The 22,779-nt window shown below is 43.2% G+C and carries 28 protein-coding genes; 17 read left to right on the top strand and 11 right to left on the bottom strand.

Annotated elements, in window-relative coordinates; all coding sequences use genetic code 11:
- Positions 1-59: 59 nt before the first annotated feature.
- Together IGJ01_RS13335 and nrdI are read right to left on the bottom strand one after the other, a co-directional pair.
- Positions 60-1,709, bottom strand: coding sequence for a MutS-related protein (locus IGJ01_RS13335; RefSeq protein ID WP_086316512.1), 1,650 nt, complete (start codon positions 1,707-1,709; stop codon positions 60-62).
- Between the two features lie 41 nt (positions 1,710-1,750).
- The gene (gene nrdI, locus IGJ01_RS13330) at positions 1,751-2,200 is read right to left on the bottom strand and encodes a class Ib ribonucleoside-diphosphate reductase assembly flavoprotein NrdI (RefSeq protein ID WP_005228511.1); all 450 of its coding nucleotides are present in this window, start codon (positions 2,198-2,200) and stop codon (positions 1,751-1,753) included.
- A 135-nt stretch (positions 2,201-2,335) separates the two neighbouring features.
- On the opposite strand from nrdI, the gene gloA2 reads away from it, so the two are divergent.
- Both gloA2 and IGJ01_RS13320 read left to right on the top strand, forming a co-directional pair.
- Positions 2,336-2,713, top strand: a complete 378-nt coding sequence (gene gloA2, locus IGJ01_RS13325) for an SMU1112c/YaeR family gloxylase I-like metalloprotein (protein WP_005234127.1) — start codon at positions 2,336-2,338, stop codon at positions 2,711-2,713.
- Positions 2,714-2,806: 93 nt separating this feature from the next.
- Complete coding sequence (locus IGJ01_RS13320) at positions 2,807-3,373, top strand: GNAT family N-acetyltransferase (RefSeq protein WP_005234129.1); 567 nt, start codon at positions 2,807-2,809, stop codon at positions 3,371-3,373.
- 4 nt (positions 3,374-3,377) lie between these two features.
- Here IGJ01_RS13320 and IGJ01_RS13315 read toward each other — a convergent pair whose 3' ends face one another.
- A complete protein-coding gene (locus IGJ01_RS13315) occupies positions 3,378-3,899 on the bottom strand; it encodes an LURP-one-related/scramblase family protein (RefSeq protein ID WP_005228514.1) in 522 nt (173 codons plus the stop codon).
- Positions 3,900-3,938: 39 nt separating this feature from the next.
- Positions 3,939-4,808 (bottom strand): Cof-type HAD-IIB family hydrolase, encoded by an 870-nt coding sequence (locus IGJ01_RS13310; RefSeq protein WP_005234136.1) that lies wholly within the window; start codon positions 4,806-4,808, stop codon positions 3,939-3,941.
- A 132-nt stretch (positions 4,809-4,940) separates the two neighbouring features.
- Here IGJ01_RS13310 and IGJ01_RS13305 point away from each other — a divergent pair, with 132 nt between their 5' ends.
- The 5 genes from IGJ01_RS13305 to IGJ01_RS13285 all read left to right on the top strand — a co-directional run bounded on the left by IGJ01_RS13305 (position 4,941) and on the right by IGJ01_RS13285 (position 8,493).
- Positions 4,941-5,630, top strand: a complete 690-nt coding sequence (locus tag IGJ01_RS13305; RefSeq protein ID WP_008380697.1) for a uracil-DNA glycosylase — start codon at positions 4,941-4,943, stop codon at positions 5,628-5,630.
- A 141-nt stretch (positions 5,631-5,771) separates the two neighbouring features.
- Positions 5,772-6,755 carry a phosphate acetyltransferase gene (pta, locus tag IGJ01_RS13300; protein ID WP_008380699.1) on the top strand — a complete coding sequence of 328 codons (984 nt, stop codon included), beginning with the start codon at positions 5,772-5,774 and terminating at the stop codon, positions 6,753-6,755.
- Between the two features lie 215 nt (positions 6,756-6,970).
- A complete protein-coding gene (gene tsaE / locus IGJ01_RS13295; RefSeq protein ID WP_244732371.1) occupies positions 6,971-7,444 on the top strand; it encodes a tRNA (adenosine(37)-N6)-threonylcarbamoyltransferase complex ATPase subunit type 1 TsaE in 474 nt (157 codons plus the stop codon).
- Positions 7,437-7,961, top strand: coding sequence for a GNAT family N-acetyltransferase (locus tag IGJ01_RS13290; RefSeq protein WP_008380704.1), 525 nt, complete (start codon positions 7,437-7,439; stop codon positions 7,959-7,961). Before tsaE ends, IGJ01_RS13290 begins: the two co-directional genes overlap by 8 nt.
- Positions 7,962-7,977: 16 nt before the next feature.
- Entirely contained in the window at positions 7,978-8,493 is a 516-nt protein-coding gene (locus tag IGJ01_RS13285; RefSeq protein ID WP_034872117.1) for a GNAT family N-acetyltransferase, read from the top strand.
- A 75-nt stretch (positions 8,494-8,568) separates the two neighbouring features.
- Here IGJ01_RS13285 and IGJ01_RS13280 read toward each other — a convergent pair whose 3' ends face one another.
- Positions 8,569-9,102, bottom strand: a complete 534-nt coding sequence (locus IGJ01_RS13280) for a 3'-5' exonuclease (RefSeq protein WP_010749886.1) — start codon at positions 9,100-9,102, stop codon at positions 8,569-8,571.
- 84 nt (positions 9,103-9,186) lie between these two features.
- Positions 9,187-9,939: an exodeoxyribonuclease III gene (locus IGJ01_RS13275; RefSeq protein ID WP_005234144.1), complete on the bottom strand. Its 753-nt coding sequence runs from the start codon at positions 9,937-9,939 to the stop codon at positions 9,187-9,189.
- A 214-nt stretch (positions 9,940-10,153) separates the two neighbouring features.
- On the opposite strand from IGJ01_RS13275, the gene IGJ01_RS13270 reads away from it, so the two are divergent.
- The 4 genes from IGJ01_RS13270 to IGJ01_RS13255 all read left to right on the top strand — a co-directional run bounded on the left by IGJ01_RS13270 (position 10,154) and on the right by IGJ01_RS13255 (position 13,133).
- The gene (locus IGJ01_RS13270) at positions 10,154-10,429 is read left to right on the top strand and encodes an AbrB/MazE/SpoVT family DNA-binding domain-containing protein (protein ID WP_005234145.1); all 276 of its coding nucleotides are present in this window, start codon (positions 10,154-10,156) and stop codon (positions 10,427-10,429) included.
- A complete protein-coding gene (locus IGJ01_RS13265; protein ID WP_422705647.1) occupies positions 10,423-10,773 on the top strand; it encodes a type II toxin-antitoxin system PemK/MazF family toxin in 351 nt (116 codons plus the stop codon). Before IGJ01_RS13270 ends, IGJ01_RS13265 begins: the two co-directional genes overlap by 7 nt.
- A 138-nt stretch (positions 10,774-10,911) precedes the next feature.
- Positions 10,912-11,796 (top strand): UDP-N-acetylmuramate dehydrogenase, encoded by an 885-nt coding sequence (gene murB, locus IGJ01_RS13260; RefSeq protein WP_422705981.1) that lies wholly within the window; start codon positions 10,912-10,914, stop codon positions 11,794-11,796.
- 116 nt (positions 11,797-11,912) lie between these two features.
- Positions 11,913-13,133, top strand: a complete 1,221-nt coding sequence (locus IGJ01_RS13255) for a hypothetical protein (RefSeq protein ID WP_005234151.1) — start codon at positions 11,913-11,915, stop codon at positions 13,131-13,133.
- 65 nt (positions 13,134-13,198) lie between these two features.
- Here IGJ01_RS13255 and IGJ01_RS13250 read toward each other — a convergent pair whose 3' ends face one another.
- From IGJ01_RS13250 to IGJ01_RS13235, 4 genes are read right to left on the bottom strand one after another with little or no spacing between them, the layout of a single operon-like run.
- Positions 13,199-13,843 carry an ECF transporter S component gene (locus IGJ01_RS13250; protein WP_005228527.1) on the bottom strand — a complete coding sequence of 215 codons (645 nt, stop codon included), beginning with the start codon at positions 13,841-13,843 and terminating at the stop codon, positions 13,199-13,201.
- Between the two features lie 2 nt (positions 13,844-13,845).
- Complete coding sequence (coaC, locus tag IGJ01_RS13245; protein ID WP_429969701.1) at positions 13,846-14,403, bottom strand: phosphopantothenoylcysteine decarboxylase; 558 nt, start codon at positions 14,401-14,403, stop codon at positions 13,846-13,848.
- A gap of 32 nt (positions 14,404-14,435) precedes the next feature.
- Positions 14,436-15,185, bottom strand: a complete 750-nt coding sequence (coaB, locus tag IGJ01_RS13240) for a phosphopantothenate--cysteine ligase (RefSeq protein WP_429969702.1) — start codon at positions 15,183-15,185, stop codon at positions 14,436-14,438.
- Positions 15,182-16,171, bottom strand: a complete 990-nt coding sequence (locus IGJ01_RS13235; protein ID WP_429968775.1) for an acryloyl-CoA reductase — start codon at positions 16,169-16,171, stop codon at positions 15,182-15,184. Before IGJ01_RS13235 ends, coaB begins: the two co-directional genes overlap by 4 nt.
- Positions 16,172-16,557: 386 nt before the next feature.
- On the opposite strand from IGJ01_RS13235, the gene IGJ01_RS13230 reads away from it, so the two are divergent.
- Genes IGJ01_RS13230 through IGJ01_RS13210 form a run of 5 tightly spaced genes read left to right on the top strand, consistent with a single transcriptional unit; the run spans position 16,558 to position 20,930 of the window.
- Entirely contained in the window at positions 16,558-17,100 is a 543-nt protein-coding gene (locus IGJ01_RS13230) for a helix-turn-helix domain-containing protein (protein ID WP_008380724.1), read from the top strand.
- A gap of 16 nt (positions 17,101-17,116) precedes the next feature.
- On the top strand, positions 17,117-18,205 hold the full coding sequence (locus IGJ01_RS13225; protein ID WP_005228533.1) for an ABC transporter ATP-binding protein: 1,089 nt from the start codon (positions 17,117-17,119) through the stop codon (positions 18,203-18,205).
- A 12-nt stretch (positions 18,206-18,217) separates the two neighbouring features.
- A complete protein-coding gene (locus tag IGJ01_RS13220; protein WP_005234157.1) occupies positions 18,218-19,027 on the top strand; it encodes an ABC transporter permease in 810 nt (269 codons plus the stop codon).
- Positions 19,024-19,860, top strand: coding sequence for an ABC transporter permease (locus tag IGJ01_RS13215; RefSeq protein ID WP_005228535.1), 837 nt, complete (start codon positions 19,024-19,026; stop codon positions 19,858-19,860). Before IGJ01_RS13220 ends, IGJ01_RS13215 begins: the two co-directional genes overlap by 4 nt.
- On the top strand, positions 19,857-20,930 hold the full coding sequence (locus IGJ01_RS13210) for an ABC transporter substrate-binding protein (protein ID WP_005234158.1): 1,074 nt from the start codon (positions 19,857-19,859) through the stop codon (positions 20,928-20,930). Before IGJ01_RS13215 ends, IGJ01_RS13210 begins: the two co-directional genes overlap by 4 nt.
- A gap of 140 nt (positions 20,931-21,070) precedes the next feature.
- Here the strand turns inward: IGJ01_RS13210 and IGJ01_RS13205 are convergent, their stop codons facing one another.
- Positions 21,071-21,517, bottom strand: a complete 447-nt coding sequence (locus tag IGJ01_RS13205) for a MerR family transcriptional regulator (protein ID WP_016612709.1) — start codon at positions 21,515-21,517, stop codon at positions 21,071-21,073.
- A 253-nt stretch (positions 21,518-21,770) separates the two neighbouring features.
- Here IGJ01_RS13205 and IGJ01_RS13200 point away from each other — a divergent pair, with 253 nt between their 5' ends.
- Positions 21,771-22,778, top strand: a complete 1,008-nt coding sequence (locus IGJ01_RS13200) for an aldo/keto reductase (protein WP_008380731.1) — start codon at positions 21,771-21,773, stop codon at positions 22,776-22,778.
- The last annotated feature ends 1 nt before the right edge of the window (position 22,779 follow it).

The raw sequence follows: 22,779 nt of genomic DNA, 5'->3' as shown, positions 1-22,779 counted from the left end.
TAAAATAGCGCCTTATCCTGTGACTGACACTGGGATAAGGCGCTTTTGTTTGTGTGAAGTTATAATTCCTGCCATTTACGATTTTGATCAAAATCATTGGCGGCGGCATAGGCGTCTTGAACGATCGTTTCAGGGTAGCCCATGACTTTTAAGAGGGCGATCGCGTTGCGGCTCAAGGCAGGACCGGATTTGACCTTATAATCAAAGGAGATGCCGTCATCTTCCGTGACTTGTTCAGAAAAATGAATGTTGCGGCAATCATTTTTCAAAATTTCAGTCAGCTCAATATCATGGGTAGCGACAAAGGCCAATGATGGGTAGGCTCGCAACCAATGGATGATGCTAGCAGAAGAAGCGATTCGTTCCACCGTATTGGTTCCTTTTAAAATCTCATCAACAAAACAGTAGCAGCGCTGTTTCGTGGCAACGGTATCTAGCAGGCGTTTGATGGATTTGATCTCCGCCACGAAATAGCTGTCGCCTTCAAATAGATCATCTTCGACAGCCATCGAGGTAATGACGTGACCAGGAACCATCGTAAAGGTTTCAGCTACTGCTGTCTGGATGGTTTGTGCCAAAATACAGTTGATGGCGACACTTTTGACATATGTCGATTTGCCTGAGGCATTGGAGCCAGTTACAAGGGTATTGTGGTTCCAAGTGACATCATTCATGACTGCTTCACTCAGAAGGGGATGATACGTACCCGTTGCTTCTACACCTCCGCTTGTTTGGAAGGTCGGTAGGCAAGTGATGGGCATATACGTGCGAAAATTTAAAATGGCGGCTGCGACTTCCAATTTTCCCAGCAAATTCCACAGATCGATGGCTGCTTGTTGGTGTTTGGCCAGAGTAGTGGTGACCGTTTGATAGGAAATAAACGGCAGCATAAAAATGATATTGATGTATTCAAACAACATGTCTCCTTCGCTGCCGTTTTTGGCACGAAACGAGAAAGCGAAACGAGTGATCTTCTTTAATGGTGACAAAGATTGTTTGATCTCATCTTGGAGGGGCGTGTTGATTTTAGCGATCTGACTGCCACAGGCAATCGTTTGAACCAAATAGCGCATGCTGTTCAGTTCTGTTTCCAGCTTGGCTTTTTTGATGGAGTAATAGATCGTATTGAAAACGACACTAATCAACGTCAACAGGAGACCTTGGACAATCCCCAGCAGGAGCAGCAAGATGCCGACTAATGGCAGCACACCTAAAAAGACAAAGAACGGCAGAGAACCGATCGATTGCGCCGCTTCATTGGCCAAGTAGGCTTTCGAAAAATTATCATCTTGTTTTCCTAAACGAGCAAACGTATATTGGGATTGTTCGCGTGCGGCACTGTCAGCAGCAAAAAAGTCGATCAATTTGGTCAGCTGTTTGTCCGGCTTGAAGTGGAAATTGCGTAATTGCTGGTACAACGCTTCTGAACCAACACTGGAAAACGTCAGATTAATGGACTCAAACAACGAAAAGCCATCCAAGTCATACCAAGTGATGTCATCGACCTCGCTATCAAAATCGTGAAACTTCTTCTCAGTCAGCCAAGCTTTTTTCAAACTCGCTTCTTTATCAAAGCGGGGCTGACGGGGAAGTTTTCCCCAAGCAAGCCGAACGTAACGGCGTACTTTGTATCGATTCCAGATATCTAGTGCGGTCAAGATGAGAATGCTGGCGAGTATGATCAAAATGACCATCGTTTGTGGTTCCATATGCAAAAGTCCTCCTAATGGCTAATGAATGCTGGCTAAAGCTAAGTGTTGCTGTGGGCAGGATCGATTTCTTTTAAACAAGCATAGATCCGTTCAATATCTTGGGTCGTGCCTCGCAGCTCGAAATCCGCTAAGAACGGAATCGAAAATTGTTCCGCATATTGCTTTGCGGTCAAGCAATATTGATAATTAAAGTTTTTGTTGCCGCTGCCGATCACGCCTAAGCAAAGAGCGGCGTTGTTTTCATAGTCAATGTATTCCCGCATGGTTTCTGTGAGGATCTCCTGATCGCCGTTATCGACGCCGTTTCCACCTTCTAAATAGGTAGGGACAAAAACCACATAAGGTTCGTCTTCTTGTTCAAAGACACTATTGTCATGAATTTCTTTGGCTTCCCAAGTGCTCGGTGTGTCTTGCTGATCTGCATAGGCCAACAAGCGGTTGACGAATGCACGGGTATTTCCAGAGATTGAAATATAAAGTAGTTTCATTTTTTCATCACCTTCCGCTTTCTAGTATAACAGAAACCATTTATGAAAAGAGGAGAACTTCGGCAGTCTTTTCTAGTAAAATGCAGCCAAAGGCTTTAAACTGAGAGAGGAGTCCAATACAAAGGAGTGGCAATAATGTTTTCAAAAATGCATCATGTGGCGATCATCGCTAGTAATTACCAACAGACCAAAGAGTTTTATGTAGAAAAATTAGGCTTTGAAGTGATTCGTGAACATGCGCGCCCAGAAAAGAAAGATGTAAAAATCGACTTGCGCTTTGGGGAATCAGAAATAGAACTGTTTGTGGTGGAAAACCCACCAGCAAGACCAAGTTTTCCCGAAGCAGCCGGCTTGCGACATTTGGCCTTTGCGGTGGAAAATATTGAAGCAGTCGTAGCGGAGTTAGCCACTAAAGGGATTGTGTGCGAACCGATTCGTTTTGATACCTTCACCAATAAGAAGATGACCTTTTTCCAAGATCCAGACGGCTTGCCGTTGGAATTACATGAATAAACAAGGAAGACTTTGTGTTGATCCTTTGTCGATTCAACTTGGTTTTTCTTGAGAGAATTGTTATTCTATGTATAGAAGCAAGGAGGAAAAAACGTGATAAGATTTGCAAAAGAAGAAGATCGTTTTGTCATGGCTGAACTCGTTTTAGTCATTTTAAAGGACATGGAATTGCCGTTTGTCAAAGAGATCGGAGAAGCCAAGACCTTAGAGATCTTGGCAGATGCCATGCTAGAACCCGATTATCGTTACGGCTTTCGCCGTGCGCTAGTCAATGAGATCGACGGAGAAGTTGCTGGCGTCGCCTTTGGATATCCAGACAAAGAAGAGGCGACGATCGATCAGCCTCTAGATAAAGTGCTGGAACAGTACGGTTTGAGTAAAGACATGAAGCTGTTTATCGATGAAGAGACTTTACCAAATGAATGGTACTTAGATACCATCTGTGTGGCTGAGAAATTTCGGGGCAAAGGCGTCGGCTCAGCCTTGTTAGAAGCATTGCCGAAAATTGCTTCTAGAGATGGTTATGAGGTGATCGGCTTGAGTGTTGACCGAGCAAATCCCCATGCGAAGCGGCTCTATGAAAAGCACGGATTTGAAGTCGTGGCCCAAAGAGAGATCAGTGGCCATCTTTACGACCATATGCAAAAAAGAACCAGCTGATTTTTCAGCTGGTTCCATTTGTTAGTCGAAGCTCAAGAGGATGGTCTTTTTTGCGGTGCCGATTGTACAGCCAGTAATCCATGACGGCCGCAATACAGATGCAGACCGGCGCATCCCGGTCATCGACAACATCCAGTACATAATAATCCCCCGTCAACAAGGTCGCTTTGTCCATCTCCATAATCTTTTTATTGAAATGATGGATCCCATAGCGATGATTATAGATATCGCCGTGGACCGCCCAGTGAAGCTGCTGGATATAGTAGAAATCACCTGGCCAGTTAAAGATTTTTTGCAGTGTACCGACTTTCTCAAAGTCTTTGTAGATCTCAAAGCGTGTACCAAAAGTAAAGCTGATTTGTTTGATACTAGCGACCATTTGCCCATTTAAACGGTAAAGGGAGAGGGCATCGCCCTTGGTTCCCCAACGTCCCACCATCAAAAATAGTGATTTGCCTGTTTCATCTTTGACAATGGTTCGTGTGACTCTGCTAAGTTGCCTATCTTGGATGAAAAATTCTGACATACTTACGCCTCCTCATGTATCCCCAAAAAGCTGCGTGGTTTAAAGATTTTCATCAATTGCCCGAACGATTGCTTTGCCGACACCAGCCTCAATATTGGTGTCCGTCAAATACTTCGCGACTTCTTTTACCTCTAACTCGCCATTTCCCATTGCAAAACTAACGCCTGCCAGTTGCAGCATACTTACATCATTTAAGTTGTCACCGATCGTCATCACTTCCGCCAGTGAGATCATCCGGTCTTTGGCGACATGTGCCACTGCGATTCCTTTTTGCGCGTTTCGGTGGTTGATCTCAATATTGTTTTGTCCAGAAGAAGTCACCACTAGATCGCCGTACCCATCGATGATTTTCGTGATAGGACCCAATACCCGGGCACCGTCTTGGTGGAAGCAGATCACTTTCAAAAATTCTAATTCTTCGATCGAAAACAACTCACTGAAATCATCGACATAATTGATCGGTAAAAATTCTAAACGGGCTGCTGTCATAGCAATCGCCATCTTATGGGTTAAATGGGGCATTGCTTCTGCCGTATGGATCGCAAAATTTTCGATCCGACGTGTCTGACTTTCCGAATAGATCCCATTGCTCGTTGAGATCTCAAAATAGATGTCGTTTTCTTTTAGTAGGTCGATCAACGAACGAGTTTGTTCATGGCTGATCGGCACAGTAAATAATGAATTACCCGTTTCGTCATAGACTTGGGCCCCATTCAAAGTGATCATTGCACAGTCGATTCCGGCTTCTTGCAGCGGTGGCAATGCCTCTTTACGGTTACGGCCAGTTGCGACCATAAATTCGATTCCTTTGGATTGGGCATATTTGATTGCTTGGATATTTTCTTCTGAAATCTGCATACTGGCATTTAAAAGCGTACCATCCATATCAGAAGCAATTAATTTGATCATTGTCAGCGTCCTTTCTTAATCGTTTCTACAAATAGTGTACCATAAATCACGGATTTTTTTTCTTTCGAAGAGTAATTCTTGTTTCTAATGGGCGGGATTTGTTATCCTAGAAGAAAACAAAGGAGATTCGCCATGAAACGACTATTGGACAATGATTGGCAAGAGCAATTGCAAGAATCATTTGAGCAACCCTATTACCAACAACTACGGGCTTTCTTGAAACAAGAATATGCCCAGCAAAAGATCCATCCAGCGATGGACCATATTTATGAAGCACTTAAACTGACACCATACCATGACGTAAAAGTTGTCATCTTAGGTCAAGATCCTTATCATGGCCCTCACCAAGCCCACGGACTGTCGTTTTCCGTGCAGCCGGGGGTCAAAATACCGCCTTCCTTACGCAATATTTACAAGGAATTAGCCGATGACTTAGGGATTGCACCTGTGTCCCATGGCTATCTTGTGCCATGGGCGCAGCAAGGGGTCTTATTGTTGAATACCGTATTGACGGTACGTGAGGGACAAGCCTATTCACATCACGGGCATGGCTGGGAGCAGCTGACAGATACGATTATCGAAAAATTGAATCAACGAGAAGAACCGGTCATTTTTGTGCTTTGGGGCAAACCCGCTCAAAAGAAAGCCGCTTTACTAGATACCAGCAAACATATTATTATAACAGCGCCTCATCCAAGTCCGTTGTCGGCACATCGAGGATTCTTTGGTTCAAAGCCTTTTTCTAAGATCAATCAAGCGTTGCTGGCATTAGGGGAAGAACCGATTTCTTGGGCGTTACCAGAAAAAATAACACAGTTGTAAAACTGTGTTATTTAGAACTGATGATTTTGTGAAAAAGGTAACGATATTTAAAATAATCGACTAATACAGGATTTTTATCTGTTCTTTTTTTCGCAGTTATTGTACAATGGAAGGGTATAAAAAAACTGGAGGTCTTTACCCGTGGAATTATTCGAAAGTTTAAAATTTAAAATCGTGCGTCGTCATATCAAAATCGTTTTTCCAGAAGCAACAGATCCTCGTATCTTAGGTGCTGCTAGCCGTCTACGTTCAGAAGAATTGATTGAACCCGTTTTGATCGGTAACCCGGTTGAAATCGAAAAAGCAGCAGAAGCTCGCGGAATCAACGTATCAAACTTTGAAATTTTAGATCCTGAAAATTATGATCGTTGGGATGAAATGGTTGAAGCTTTTGTGGAACGCCGCAACGGCAAAGCAACGAAAGAACAAGCAGAAGAAATCTTAAAAGATGTCAACTATTTCGGTACAATGTTGACTTACATGGGCATTACTGAAGGAATGGTTTCCGGAGCGATCCATTCTACGGGTGATACAGTAAGACCCGCTTTACAAATCATCAAAACAAAACCAGGTGTGAGCCGTACAAGTGGTGCTTTCTTAATGGTTCGTGGTCGTGACCAAGAAAAATACTTGTTCTCAGACTGTGCCATCAATGTAAACCCAAATGCACAAGAACTAGCAGAAATCGCTGTTGACTCAGCGAAAACCGCTGAATTATTTGAAATCGATCCAAAAGTTGCTATGTTAAGCTTCTCAACGAAAGGTTCTGCGAAAGCACCGGAAGTAGATAAAGTCGTTGAAGCAACAAAAATCGCCAAAGAATTGGCACCAGAATATCAAATCGATGGAGAATTGCAATTCGATGCTGCGTATATCTCAGCAGTTGCGCAATTGAAAGCTCCTGAATCTGAAGTAGCAGGTAAAGCAACCGTCTTTGTTTTCCCCGATTTACAATCAGGAAACATTGGCTACAAGATCGCCCAACGTTTCGGTAACTTTGAAGCGATTGGACCAATCTTACAAGGGTTGAACAAACCAATCTCTGATTTGTCCCGTGGTTCAAATGAAGAAGATGTCTACAAATTATCAATCATTACTGCTGCACAAACATTAATGGAGAAATAAGCAGCCAATCGCTGCACTTATGAAAAACTGATCCGTTGAGGGTCAGTTTTTTGTTTTGCTTTTGGAAAGTTGAGGGCAACAAAGCAGGGGGCGTCCATATGAATCAACGATCCAGTGGTCGTCGGGAAATTTTCCTTAAGCTCCTTCTTTACAATTCCTTGAAAAACAAGCTATACTAGCAACTAGTAAATTAGATTGATCAAAGGATGGGGACTATGTTTACCATTAACGACTTAGAAGCAACCGCAGCATTTGCAAAAATCATTGGAGAAGTAGCCGATCCAGGGGATAATCTGGTATTGACGGGCGACTTGGGTGCTGGCAAAACAACATTGACGAAAGGCATCGCCTTGGGGTTAGGGATCGAGCAACTGATCAAAAGTCCGACCTATACGATCATTCGTGAATATACCAATGGGCGGATGCCCCTGTACCATATGGATGTCTATCGGGTGGAATACGGTGCAGAAGATTTAGGACTGGATGATTATTTCGAAGGGGATGGCTTGTGTGTGATCGAGTGGGGCAATCTCTTAGAAGCCTCCCTGCCAGAGGATTATTTAGAACTGATTTTGGAAAAAGATGATACAGATGAACAAAAACGTCTTGTGAAATGTCATGCATATGGCTCCAAAGCAACCGCCTTTTTGCAACGGATCACAACCAAATGGCAGGCAGCCCATGAGTGAGATCCAATTACAGATCAAAGAAGCCACGGGTGCTGATGCGAAAGCCGTGTTAGCAGTCAGTCAACAGCTAGGAGAAGAAACGGATTTTCTCTTAATGGACGAAAGCGGCTTGGCGTTGCCAGAAGCCCTATTGGCAGAACAGTTGGATGCTATCTATGAACGGGAGGACTATTTGCTGTTGTTGGCATTTGATCAAGAACAATTGATCGCCATGGCATCAGTCAAAGGCAACGAAGAGTGGCAATTAGCCCATGTCGGGGAGATCGGTATCTCGATTTTAAAAGACTATTGGGGCTTGGGCTTAGGTTCGCTCCTGATTGAAGAATTACTGGACTGGGTAGTAGAAGTTGGCGAATTGACCCGCATCGAGTTGACCGTCCAAGCGAGAAATCTACGAGCGATCCATCTGTATCAAAAATTTGGTTTTTTAACAGAAGGCTGCATGAAAGAAGCAGTGCAAACCCGCGAGGGGCAAAAAGTTGATGTCTTGATGATGGCACGTCTTTTTGAATCATAAAAAAGGAGTGAAGGAAATGGAGTTTCGGGAACCGACGATCGCAGACTGCGATCAAATCGAAGCGTATCGACAAGCGTTCGAGAAGAATCAAGAAGTCATCCATGGTGGGGCAGGACTTGTAGAAAGTCCGACAGCCAAAGACTGGTTAAAGGGATTGGCGGATTTTAAAACAGCAGAAACAGTACCAGAAGGATTCGTTCCCGCCCGTACCTATCTGGCTATCCAAGATCAAAAAGTGGTCGGTCTCTTGAATCTGCGTCTGACACTTAATGCATACTTGCGCCAAATTGGCGGACACATCGGGTATTCGGTGCACCCAGATCATCGAAAGCAAGGCATCGGCTCGGCAATGCTGGCACAGTCATTGGTAAAGGCCAAACAATTTGGCTTGAACAACGTGTTAGTAACCTGTGAAGAAGCCAATCGCGCCTCCGCCAAAGTCATTGAAAATAACGGCGGTAAACTAACCGAAAAAGCCATTGATCCTGAAGATGGCGCTGTAATCTGTCATTATTGGATCGACCTGACCTGAAATGAATGCTTCCTTAAATGAAAACGTGCGTCCTAAAGTCTAGCGCAATGCTGACTTTAGGACGCACGTTCTTATTTATTTGACTAAAACCAATTTTTTTAATGGATCGATGCCAAATTCTTCTTCTTGACGCAATAAGATTTGGGCACATGCCCGGCTATCTTCCAAGGCATCATGGTGGTTTAGTAAAGGAATCTGCAATTGCTCACAAACCGTATTTAATTTGTGGTTCGTAAATTCTGGATACAGTTTGCGGCTTGTTCGTACCGTGCACAAGGAAAGATAGTTTGGTTGTGACAACCCATAATAGTCAAGACACCCCGCCAAAACGCCGGTATCAAAACCAGCATTATGCGCAACGATCAGACTATTTAATTGATAATATTGTTGGATTTGTTTCCATACGTCAGGAAACTTAGGCGCTTCTTGCACATCTTCTGGACGGATGCCATGAATTTGAATGTTTTTCCAAAAAAATTCCGTTTCCGGTTGGATCAATGTGTAATATTCGCCCACGATTTTGCTGTCTTGTACCATGACTAGTGCAAGGGAACAGGCACTATGCTTTTGATAATTTGCTGTTTCAAAGTCCATTGCGATAAAATTCATCAGACTCACCTCATTGCCATTCTAGCACAAAATCAAAGAATGAAAAGCGAACAAACGTTAAGAAAAACTGAAGTTTTCCTACGGTTAGTTGAGATCCAGTTCCACCGGACAATGGTCACTGCCGATGATATCTGTATGGATCTTGGCGTCTAGCAAGCGCTCATTTAAGTCATCCGAAACGACAAAGTAATCGATGCGCCAGCCGGCATTGTTTTTGCGAGCGTTGAAACGGTAGCTCCACCAAGAATAAATGCCTTCTGCATCTGGATAGAAATAACGGAACGTATCGGTAAAGCCAGCAGCCAAAAGAGTTGAAAACTTTTCCCGTTCTTCAGGTGTAAACCCAGCACTTTTTTGATTGGTTTTCCAGTTTTTGATATCGATATTTTTATGGGCAACATTCAAATCACCACAGAGAATCACTGGCTTTTGTTGTTTCAATTCAGTCAAGTAAGCCAAAAAGGCATCTTCCCAAGTCATGCGATAATCCAAGCGGCGCAATTCATTTTGGGAATTCGGTGTGTAGCAAGTAATCAAGAAAAATTCAGGATACTCCAGCGTGATGACGCGACCTTCCGTATCATGTTCTTCGATCCCTAATCCATAACGGACGGATAGCGCAGGTTCTTTTGCGAAAATCGCCGTGCCAGAATAGCCTTTCTTCTCCGCATAATTCCAGTATTGATGATAGCCTGGTAAATCCAATTCGATCTGACCTTCTTGCAGCTTTGTTTCTTGTAAACAAAAGAAATCAGCATCGAGGGCTTCAAACACTTCAGAAAAATTTTTTTTAACGATGGCCCGTAAACCATTCACATTCCAAGAAATAAATTTCATTAAGACTCCTCCTTATTTTCCACTACGCCTCCCATTTTACCTAAAAAAGCCAGAAGCGCAAAGCAAGTGAGCGGAATAAGGAAAACAAGGAGGAAGAATGAGGATTAAATTTGGATGCTAGAGAAAATTCGTTTGTGGTACGAAAAAGGATTAATAAATCCTTACTTTTCCTTACGTTTTATGTTACAATCGTTTTGAAAAGGGGGCAGTTCACATGACGATCAAAGCGCAAGTTTCAGCGAAAATGACTTCGAAAAATCAAATAACTATTCCAAAAAGTGTGCGGCAAAAGTTAGGCTTAAAAGAGAATCAGCGGGTAATTTTTGAATTTACTCCAGAAGGCGAGATCAAGGTAACAGGCGAAAAAGCAGCACCTTCCTTTGAAGATTTTTGGAAACAAGAATTAGCGATCGTAGAAGAAACGGGGAAATTTGATACAGGTGAGATGTTTTTTGGAGAAGATTTAGGTGAGGAGAATATTGAATGGTAAGACAAGGAGATATTCTTTTTATTGACTTAAATCCCACCAAAGGAAATGAAATGGCAAAAAAAAGACCGTGTGTGGTGGTTAGTAATGATTATTATAACAAGAGTTTCAATACCGTCTTAGTGATGCCAATCAGTAGCTCAAAAAAATATGTAGAAGAAAAATTCGCTCGATCGAATGCGTTTCAAACAGTTACCGAAACACAAAAGAATAAAGTTCAAGGGACGATTCTTTGTCAGCATATTCGCAGTGTGGACCTCTTGCATCGCAGCAACTTAGAAGTAGTCGATAAAGTCACAACGGAGATGAAAGAACGATTATCTGAAATAACAAAACACTTTTTTTGAAGCTTACTCTTTATTAATCAGGTCATTCGATTATTAAGCTTTTCTTTGATTCACCAGAGGTAGCAACTTTTCCTTGAACATGCTAAAATAAGTGAGATGTTTATTGTGAAAGGAAACCTTCTCGTGAATAAAGACTTGATGATTGCGCAATTCCCTGAAATTGCCTTATTAAAAGATGAACCCTTATTGAACTATACGTATACAAAAACTGGTGGACCGGCAGACATTTTGGCTTTTCCCAAAACAGCAGAAGAGGCTAAACAGCTGCTTGATTATTGCCGAGAACAAGCGATTCCTTGGATCGTCTTAGGAAACGCCAGCAACTTGATCGTCCGTGATGGTGGTATTCGTGGCGTGGTGATCATGCTGTCGGAAATGAACCAAATCGTGGTAGACGGCACTTCTTTGATCGTCGATGCTGGAGCAAAGTTGATCGATACCACCTATGTCGCTTTGCATGAATCCTTGACTGGTTTTGAATTTGCCTGCGGGATTCCCGGCAGTGTCGGCGGTGCCGTCTTTATGAATGCAGGCGCCTATGATGGCGAGATCCAAGATGTCTTTGAGTCCTGCGACGTTTTGCTGGCTGATGGTCAAATCGTGACATATACCAAGGAAGAAATGGAATTTGCTTATCGTCATAGCAAGTTGCAAGAGCAAAAGATGATCATTTTGAGCAGTCGCTTTGATCTAACAAAAGGTGATCAAGAACAAATCAAAAAGCGAATGGATGAACTGACAGAATTGCGGCAATTGAAGCAACCGCTAGAATACCCCTCTTGTGGGAGTGTCTTCAAACGTCCAGTCGGTCATTTTACCGGCAAGCTGATCCAAGATGCAGGCTTACAAGGACTGAAATGGGGCGGTGCCCAAATTTCAGAAAAACATGCGGGCTTTATCGTGAATGTCGATCAAGCAACAGCCACGGATTACGTTGAACTGATTGCCCATATCCAACAAGTCATCAAAGAAACTTTTGATGTCACCTTAGAAACAGAAGTCCGAATCATCGGTGAAGAATAGATTAGCGAAAAGATTGTCCCCCGGGGCAATCTTTTTTTCATGAGAGCTAATAAAAAGAGCTTAGGATTGTAAGCTTTCGCAGTCTTCGGTACAATAAACGAAAAGGAGTGAGCAGGATGAAAAAGTGGGGACGCATCATTTTGTTTGTTGGGTTCGCCTTTCTTTTCGGTGGCTGTACGAAATTACCGCAAGAACAGTTTGCCGAACAGTTGACGAATCAGCAAGCAACGAATGCTGGTGAATTCCAAGCGACGATCGATACCTTTGAGATAGGCAACAGCAGCGAATACGGTCAAGAAGCCGATAGGTATGCCTCTATGTTGATGTCACAGTTAGTCGGCTCGTCATTTAAAGGGGACTTCGTCCAAGACAAGGAAACCAAAGCGATTTTACTCAATCTGGCAGTCGCTTATGGGGGGCAGGAGCTGCCGATCAAGCTGATCGTCGATCCTGAAAAACAAGAAGCGTATGTGTCAGCTGAAATCTATGAAACACTGCAAGGGTATATCAGCGCATTTGGTGATGACAGTTATGGAACAACACCAGACGCTGGGGAATATGAGGGCAAGTACCTGCGCATCGATCAAGAAACCTTAGATTCTTACTTTGGCGAAGGAACTTTTGCAGAGGACGACGAGGAGACAACCGAAGCAGAAAAAGCGCCTGAAAACCTCTTTACCATGAACAGTCTTTTTCATAATGAGACGTTTGCAGACTATTTGAAAACCTTCGAACCGGATGCTTTCAAAAGAGATGGAGATACGATCAGCCATACGTTTACCAAAGAAGAATTGGCAGATTATGCAACCTATGCCCAAGAACACGGTGCCGATCAAAAGCAAGTCGCCGAATTAGAAACGATGCTGGAAGAAGTCGAGCAGTTTGACTTAGCTATGACCGTCAATACGAAAACAAATCAGCAGAAAATGGCTTTTCACTTCGTGCAAGCGGATGAGCTGCAAACGACTATCGGAGCTACGGTGACTTTTACAGGAAAGAAAAGTGATACTGCCGTTGCGATCCCCACAGCGGAAGAATTGATTGACCCAGAAGAATTGTTTTCTCCCTATGATTATGGCTGGGATGACAGCTATGACGATGGGTATGAGAATGATTATGATGATGAGTACTGGGATAGCTATGATGAAGCCGATGATTGGTCTTCTTATATGCTGACGGATGAGGAGTTCGAGGAACTGCTACTGCAAATCAAGCAAGAGCTGCCTTATTTGACCCAAGCAGATATCGATGATTATCTGACATTTTATGAAGAGTATTTGACCCAAGAGCAGTATCAAGAGCTTGTCGAAGCACTCCAGATGACACAAAGTTTATGAGTCACTCAAAAGGGAAGCGACCGCCTAAGTTAGCCAAAAAGCTAACTTTAGGCGGTCGCTATTTTTTAGATTCGATTTTTTTTGCGGTTCATGACTAAGCGCAAAAGAACGGTTCCAACTGCCATCGTGGCGATTCCCGCTACAATGGCTTCAGGCACGCCTTGGGCGAAGATCACACCCAAAATCGCTGCGTAAACAGCATTGCCGGCTTTTCCCACAACCTCCGCATATTCTTGCTGGAACAAGAAGTAGATTAAGTTCATTACCAGGATCGTATTCGTCAAACCTCCGGCAACACCAGCAATCAGTAGCGAAAGACTTTGCTGTTTGTTTTTCCAGATTTTTTGACAGCCTTTATAAACAAAATAAGGAACGACACCAATCAAAATACGGGGAATCAGCGCTACGAGGATTGCTTTCCAACTTCCTTGATCACTCCCATAAATCGGTACGAAAGGAGAGAAGACAAAAGAAAGCGGGGTGATGATCCATGTCGAACGCACCATACTGATGATCCCAAAGGCGCCGCCTAAAAAGCCGCCGATCCGAGGGCCCAATACAATGGAAGCGATGATCACAGGAATGTGCATCGTTGTCGCATTGATTGGTCCTAAGGGAATAAACCCAAGAAAGGGTACCGATGCTAAAAGAATCAAGATTCCTAAAAAGAAAGCTGTTAAGACAAGTTCAAAAGTTGATATTTTTTTCATTGTTAGACACTCCGTACTTCCAAAGCAGTCAATGCTTTTTCGAGAATCGTTTCTGTTGCTGCTAATGCGCCTTTGCCGAAATCACCGCAAGCCAGTAACGCCTCACGGGGTTCAATCTCTTGGAAGCCGACTTCTTTCAAAATCCCCAAATTTCTTTGAACAATCGGGTTTTCGTACATGACGGTATTCATGGCTGGTGCAATCAAGCGGGGCACGGATAACGGCAACGCTAAGGCAACTGTTGAGATCAAATCATCGGCTAACCCATGCGCCAGCTTGCCAATACTGTTAGCACTGGCTGGGGCGAGCAAGAAAAGATCGGCTTGTTTGGCTAGTTCAATATGATTGATCCGATCTGGTTGGCGCTCTTGCATAACATCCACATGGATCGGGCGTTTGGATAATGACTGTAACGTCAAAGGCGTAATAAATTGTGTGCTATTTTGAGTCATTAAGACATCCACTGCATAGCCCTTTTTGGTTAATTCATTGGTCAGGTCGGCTGCTTTGTATGCAGAGATACTGCCGCTGACGCCAAGCAGAACGTGTTTTTGTTTCATGATTCTTTCTCCTTTTCTAAAAAAACATCTAGCTAAGCACGCAGGTCATTGCGTAATGTGTCAACGATCAAGGTTGCGATCTCAGCTTTTGTGCGACCAGTCCCGATTTGTCCTTCTTGTGTCAAAAGGTGGCCAACATGCTGGTTTCCTGAAATTTGCGTCAAGTCGTTGGCCAACACATAATCCGCTTGGCTAGCCAGCAAACTTTTTCGTGCGACCGCAAACAACTCGTCTTCTGCGACGGCTACTAATAATTTGAATCCGACTAATAAGGTTGTCGGATGTAATGCTTTGATGGTTTGGATCACTTTCGGGGTTTTCTTCAACACTAAAAACAAATGATCCGTATTAGAAGAAACTTTGCCTGCCGTTGCCTCAGATTGTGCGAGCACGTGTGCCATCAATGCCGGAGTGACCTGGTTGTCATAAGTCGGTAGGGCATCGTTGATTGCTTCATAAAAGGCTGCTTCTGAAAAATGAGCAGCAGGGGTAAAATCACTAACTGCCATACTGTGGATCACGGCAGCATACGAATGGGTCGTCAATAAATCGGTCAATTGCGCCAACAAGTCCGTGGTCCCTTCAATGAAATGACAGGTAACTCGTGGATCGGTAGGCGGTTGCTTGGCAGTTTTCGTCGTAACGTAATCGATGGTCACCTCAGAGTACCGCAGCCATTCATTGGCAATCGCTTGACCAAGTGAACCCGTGGAATGATTCGTGATTGCACGGACATCATCGATTTTTTCGGAAGTACCGCCAGCCGTAATCAAAATTCTCATTGCCCTTGTGACACCTCAACGATCGTCCGTCCTTGGTGCGTGCCAGCTAATAAAGCTGCCAACGTTTCTGGTAAGTCTTCCAAAGTGATGGCTTTCGTGTAAAGCTGATCGATCACATTCCACTCACCCGCTAATTTCTCCCATAATGCCGTGCGGATCTCATGGGAAACATTGACTGAATCGATCCCAATTACGCGAATCCCACGCAAAATAAAGGGTAAGACAGTCGTTTCGATTTTGATCCCACCAGCATTGCCGCATAAGAAGGCACCGCCCCCATAAGCGATTTGCGGAAGCATTGCCGCAAGCAATGAACCGCCAACAGTATCGATGACCGCTGCAAACGATTGTTTTGCTAATGGTTTGACCTTTTCGGGTACCACTTCATCCGGACGGATGATTTTTGCTGCGCCTAGGTCTAACAACCATTGCGCATCGGTTTTACGAGATAGCGCCACTATATTTGTATAGCCCAGTTTTTTCAATAAGGCAATGCTGACACTGCCGAGGCCACCGCTCGCACCTGTCACCAAAATCGCAGCGTCTTTTGCTAAGTGCAGCTGCTCTAATTCTTGCACCGCTAAAGCTGCTGTGAACCCAGCCGTGCCATAGGTCATACTGTCTTTCGCTGAAAAACCAGCAGAACGTTTCACGAGCCACTCGGCTGGGACCCGTTGAAATTGACTGTAACCGCCTGGGTGAGAAACCCCTAAGCCATAGCCAGTCACTAAAACTTGATCGCCTGGGGCAAAATCAGCAGACTGACTGTCCACGACTTCCCCTGCTAAATCGATTCCCGGCGTCATCGGATACGTGCGAATCACGCCGCCATTTTCATTTGCTGCCAAGGCATCTTTGTAATTAACATCTGAGTAATCAACACGGACAAGCACATCGCCTGCTGGCAGCTCGTCAAGGGTTGCAGTTGTGAGTGAAGCAGTAAAATTTGGTTCATTCATGACACGAAAGGTAGAGAAATTCGTCATTTCAGACACTCCTTTGATGGTTTGTACTCATAATACCATAAGTTTTATTTTTTTAACCAGTGAAGCAAGAAAAGGCAGGGCTTCTTATCAAAAAATCAGTAAAAACAGATCATTATTAAACCTACCTTTTCTTCGTTAAAATAGAAGATGTTCTTTTAAACCTGTGAAAAGCGAAAATGACGGGACCGCCAATCGTTTCCTTTATAGCACAAGCATTTAGTATCACTCCTTTTTTTGATTAGGGAGAAAAGAATTCAAAGAAATGAAGAAAAAAGGCTTGTGTTTTTTGCAATTATTTGTATACTAGAAAAAGTGAAATTAAACATGAAGTTTACTTATAGCAAACTTTTTTATTTGAAGTTGTGTCAATCAAAGGGGGAATGAACATGGAGATTGGCGAGAAGCTGCGCAATTTGCGCGTTCAAAAGAATTTGACCCAAGAAGAATTAGGCGAGCGGACCGATTTGACGAAAGGCTATATCTCACAGTTGGAACGTGATTTGAGTTCGCCTTCTATGGAAACTTTTTTTACGATTTTAGAAGTTTTAGGCGTGACACCAGAGGAATTTTTCCGAGAAGAAAATGCGCAGCATCAAGTGGTTTATCGCGAAGAAGACAGTACGCTTTATTATGATGAAGAAAATGGCTATGAATTGAAATGGCTGATTCCCGATTCCAATGAAAAAGAAATGGAGCCAGTCTTGCTGACTTTTGATAAAGCCGGCGAATACAAGACCTTTGAACCATCGTTAGCAGAAACATTTATCTATGTCTTAGAGGGCAGTGTGGCGTTGTCGTTAGGAGAAACGCAGTACAAGGCTCGTAAAGGCCAATCGATCTATTATCAGGCGACTGAGCCGCATCAATTAAAAAATATCGCCGGCAAAAAAAGCCGTGTGCTCGTAGTCGTGACGGATTCTTATTTATAGTACAGGAGGAAAGAGTGTGGGAAAAACAATAATTTCATTCAACAATGTGGTGAAGCGATTTGATGATGATGAAACAGTTTTGAAAAAAGTGAGTTTTGATATTGAAGAAGGTCGCTTTTATACATTGTTAGGTCCTTCAGGTTGTGGAAAAACAACTATTTTACGCATCATTGCGGGTTTTTCGGACGCAACAGAAGGCGACGTTTATTTTGATGGACAAAGAATCAATGACGTTCCTGCCAATCAGCGGCAAGTGAATACTGTCTTTCAAGATTACGCCTTATTCCCACATATGAACGTTTTTGAAAATGTGGCATTTGGTCTGCGAATCAAAAAATTACCAAAAGATGAAGTGAATAAAAAAGTCTTAGAAGCGTTACGGTTAGTACAACTTCCTGGTTATGAGAATCGTGAAATCAGCGAAATGTCAGGAGGTCAACGCCAACGGGTCGCAATCGCACGAGCGATCGTCAATGAACCCAAAGTATTGCTTCTTGATGAACCATTGTCCGCATTGGACTTGAAATTGCGAACTGACATGCAATACGAGCTGCGGGAATTGCAGCAGCGACTAGGCATCACCTTTATTTTTGTCACCCATGATCAAGAAGAAGCGTTGGCGATGAGTGATGAGATTTTCGTTATGAACAAAGGGAAGATCGTCCAAAGCGGCACACCAGTGGATATTTACGATGAACCAATCAACCATTTCGTGGCGGATTTTGTCGGTGAAAGCAACATCGTCACAGGCACGATGATCGAAGACAACTTAGTGGAGTTTGTCGGCAAGCAATTTGAATGTGTCGATGGCGGGATGCGGCCGAATGAAGCCGTTGAGATCGTGATCCGTCCGGAAGATTTGAATTTGACGACGGCGGAAAAAGGCAAGCTGGTCGTTGAAGTGGATACGCAATTGTTCCGAGGCGTGCATTACGAGATCATTTGTTACGACGAACAAGGCAACGAATGGATGGTTCACTCTACAAGAAAAGCCACTGAAGGAAGCAAGATCGGTCTTTCCTTTGAACCAGAAGACATCCACGTCATGCGTTTCAATGAGTCCGAAGAAGATTTTGATGCTCGTTTAGAGAGCTACGAAGATTAGGAGGGAAAGCTAATGACGAAAATGCGTCGTTTTTATGCGATACCCTATGTCTTTTGGTTATTGCTATTTGTTATTGCACCAGTCTTATTGATCATCTACCAATCTTTTTTTGATATGAACGGCAACTTTTCGCTGGTCAATTATCAAAGCTACTTAGGTTCGGGAAAATATTTGATCATGACCTTAAACTCGGTTTGGTATGCCTTTTTGATCACCTTGATTACCTTAGTGATCAGCTACCCGACAGCGTATTTCTTAACTAAGCTGCGCCACAAAGATTTGTGGCTGCTGTTGATCATCTTACCAACGTGGGTCAACTTATTGTTAAAAGCCTACGCGTTTATTGGCATCTTCGGCATTCACGGTAGTGTCAACAATTTTCTAGAAATCATGGGTGTTGGACCAAAGCAGATTTTGTTTACCGACTTTAGCTTTTTGACGGTTGCCGTCTATATCGAACTGCCCTTTATGATCATGCCGATTTTTAATGCCTTAGAAGAAATGAATCCCTCTTTGATCAGTGCCAGTCGCGATTTAGGGGCAAACAGCTATGATACGTTTCGACGAGTGATTTTCCCTCTTTCGTTAAACGGGGTAAAAAGCGGCGTCCAAGCCGTCTTCATTCCATCGCTCTCCCTCTTCATGTTGACCCGTTTGATTGGGGGCAATCGCGTGATCACGCTTGGTACGGCGATCGAGCAGCACTTTCTCGTTACCCAAAATTGGGGCATGGGTTCGACCATCGGCGTCATTTTGATCATCGCCATGTTCCTCGTGATGTTGTTTACGGGAGAAAAGAAAAAAGGAGGGCAACGTAAATGAAAAAATTTCGCTGGTCGAATCTTTATCTGATCGTCGTCTTTATTCTTTTGTACGTGCCGATCTTTTATTTGATTTTCTATTCCTTCAATGAAGGAGGCACCATGAATGCTTTTACGGGTTTCACTTTTGAACATTACCAATCCGTCTTTCAAGATACCCGCTTGATGATCATCGTGTTGAACACCTTTATGCTGGCATTTTTATCAGCATTACTGGCAACGATCATTGGCACATTTGGTGCGATGGGCATCTACTATACCCGCAAGCGCCGAACGAGAACGGCCTTGTTGAGTTTGAATAATATTTTGCTGGTTTCACCAGATGTCATCATTGGCGCCAGTTTCTTGATTTTCTTTACGATGATCGGCAACTTGTTCCGTGGGTTTAGCTTAGGCTTTTTCAGCGTGTTGCTTTCGCATATCGCCTTTAGTATCCCGATCGTGGTATTGATGGTCTTGCCGAAATTGCAAGAGATGAACGATTCAATGATCGATGCTGCCCGTGATTTAGGCGCGAATAATTTTCAAGTCATCAAAAATATCATTTTGCCTTTCTTGACACCGGGCATCATCGCCGGCTATTTCATGGCCTTTACTTATTCACTTGATGATTTTGCCGTGACATTCTTTGTGACGGGCAATGGCTTTAGTACCTTATCAGTAGAGATCTATTCTAGAGCACGTCAAGGAATCAGTTTAGAAATCAATGCATTAAGCACACTTGTCTTCTTATTCTCCATGATTCTGGTGGTAGGCTATTACTTTATCAGTAAAGAAAACGGCGCGAAGAAATTACGTAAAAACCGCCGTGTGGAGGTGGCAAATCTGCGATGAAACGACTACAATCTCTGATTATCGGTATTGTTGCGATCGTCCTGATCTTGCTCTTTGGTGTCCGTGAATTGGAACGCACCTCTGGTATGGCAGGTGCTGAGGTCGTCAACATCTACAACTGGGGCGACTACATCGACCCTGATTTGATCAGTAAGTTTGAAGAAGAGACTGGCTACAAAGTCAATTATGAAACCTTTGACTCAAATGAAGCGATGTTCACGAAGATCCAACAAGGCGGTACGTCCTATGACATCGCCATACCGAGTGAATACATGATTGAGAAAATGATGGAACAAAATCTTTTAAAACCATTGGATCACAGCAAAATCAAAGGGCTAGACAATATCGACCCTCGCTTTTTAGACCTGAGTTTTGATCCGGGCAATCAATATTCGATCCCTTATTTCTGGGGAACACTAGGGATCGTCTATAACGATAAATTCTTTGATGAAGGTGAGATCACCCAATGGGACGATCTTTGGAAACCCGAATTAGCAAACAGCATCATGCTGATCGATGGCGCGCGTGAAGTAATGGGATTAGGTTTGGACAGCTTAGGCTATTCTCTAAACAGCAAAGACGATGATCAGTTGCAAGAGGCATTCAATAAGCTTCGGACCATGACCCCAAACATCAAAGCCATCGTCGCAGATGAAATCAAGATGTACATGGCCAATGAAGAAGCATCGGTTGCGGTCACATTTTCTGGGGAAGCAGCCGACATGATGTACGAAAATGAACACATTCATTATGTGATCCCTTCGGAAGGCTCCAACTTGTGGTTTGATAATATGGTCATTCCTAAGACCTCACAAAACGAAGCCGGCGCTTATGCCTTCTTGAACTTTATGCTGGAACCCGAGAATGCTGCACAAAACGCAGAGTACATCGGCTATTCCACACCTAACCAAGAAGCCATGGCCTTACTGCCTGACGAGATCACCGAAGACGAACAGTTCTATCCATCCGATGAATTGATGGAACACCTCGAAGTCTATGAAAACTTAGGTGCTGAGTATCTTGGCATCTATAATGATTTGTTCTTGGAATTGAAGATGTATCGGAAATAAGCAAACTGCCATTAAGCAGGGAATGAATCCTGTTTAATGGCAGTTTTTTAGTAATGAATAGTCTATTTCAGCACTATACGAATATAATCATCAAAAAATTAAGTGTCTATTGATCCAAATCATTGGTAAAATATCTTCATTCAAGTTCTATTCCGCAATACTGCTTCCTCCTCCCAAGTTGCCGGATTCAATGGATCGTTAGAAGCTGTTTTCTGGTTGATGAGCTCTTGATAGGTATTGCTTTTCTTTTCTAAATAAGCGACTCGTTTTTGCGCTTCTGTAAGTTTAACGAGCGCTTTTTCTTTTTGCGATTGAATGATGTCGGCTCTTTCTTTGATCGTCGAATCGCCAAGGAGGCAAAGCGAAATATAATGCTTAATGGCTTCTAAAGACATGCCTGTTTCGCGCAAATTCTTGATACCAGTTAACCAATTGATGGAAGTCTGATTAAAAACCCGTCTGTTGTTTTTGTCCCTGATCAAACTAGGAACCAAACCCATATCGGTATAATAGCGAATCGTGTGTTCAGACAATTCAGTGATCGTGGCTGCTTCTTTGATAGAGTAAATGTTGGTCACGCCTTTCATAATTTGCTGAAGTCAAGCAAGTCGTTTGAACGTATTAGTAAAAACTGTTGTAGATCATTTTCTTTTTATATCGCGTATTATAGCACAGATAATTTTGTGGAGAAAAGTAGCTTCCTATTTGAGAGCCTCAAAAAGAAAAAAGGTGGAAGAAAAATGATTGTTAGAAACTCCTTGACTTCGAGTGACTCGAAGATGCTAAAGTTTAGCTAGCTTAGCGAGCACACAAAGTATCGATGGAGGAGGGAATTATAATATGAAGAATAGAAAAATCAGAAGTTTAGCAGTTTCGCCAATCGGAATGGGGTGTATGGGGTTTTCTCACGGATATGGAAAGGTGCCAGAAGAAAAAGAGAGTATTGCATCTATTCGCAAAGCTTACGAATTTGGCTGTACATTTTTTGATACAGCAGAAGCTTATGGAAAAGAAATGTTTTATTCTGGACATAATGAGGAGTTGGTGGGTAAAGCACTGTCGCCTTTTCGAAACAAAGTTGTTCTTGCCACCAAGTATCATCTCGACGAAAAAGAAGTGAATGAAAGCACAACTCTTTACACAGCCATCCGTAACCATTTGGTTGCTTCAATGGAAAAACTGCGCACCGATTATATTGATCTCTATTATCTTCATCGAATCAATGAACAGATTTCTATAGAAGAAATAGCTGAGGTGATGGGACGATTGATCAAAGAAGGTATGATCAGAGAATGGGGACTCTCACAAGTTTCCGTGGAGACACTTGCTAAAGCACATGGGATTACCCCCGTTGGTGCTGTGCAAAATCTCTATTCAATGGTTGAGCGTGATTGTGAGCGAGAGATTTTCCCCTATTGTCTTGAGAACGAGATCGCCGTCGTTCCTTTTTCACCAATCGCTAGTGGGTTTTTATCTGGAAAAGTCACACCAGATACATCCTTTGAAGGGGATGATGTTCGCAAATTCGTCCCTCAGCTGGCTAAAGAAAACCTCGTAGCCAATCAACCGATTTTAAATATGCTAGCAGAAGTCGCTCAAGCAAAGCAGGCGACAAATGCCCAAATTTCATTGGCGTGGATGCTTCACAAGTACCCGAATGCAGTGCCGATTCCTGGATCAAAAAATCGAGGCAGGATTTTGGAAAATCTAGCTGCTTGGGATGTACAGCTTACAGATACCGAGTTTCAAGTAATTGAAAACCAATTGAATCAAATACCTGTATATGGCCATCGAGGACATGTCGAATCACAACAACAATCTTTCGGAAAACAGTGGGACAAACACTAAA

The sequence above is a fragment of the Enterococcus sp. AZ089 genome (assembly GCF_050547225.1).
Taxonomy (GTDB): Bacteria; Bacillota; Bacilli; order Lactobacillales; family Enterococcaceae; genus Enterococcus_D; species Enterococcus_D entomosocium.
This window is presented reverse-complemented; position numbering and strand designations above follow the sequence as displayed.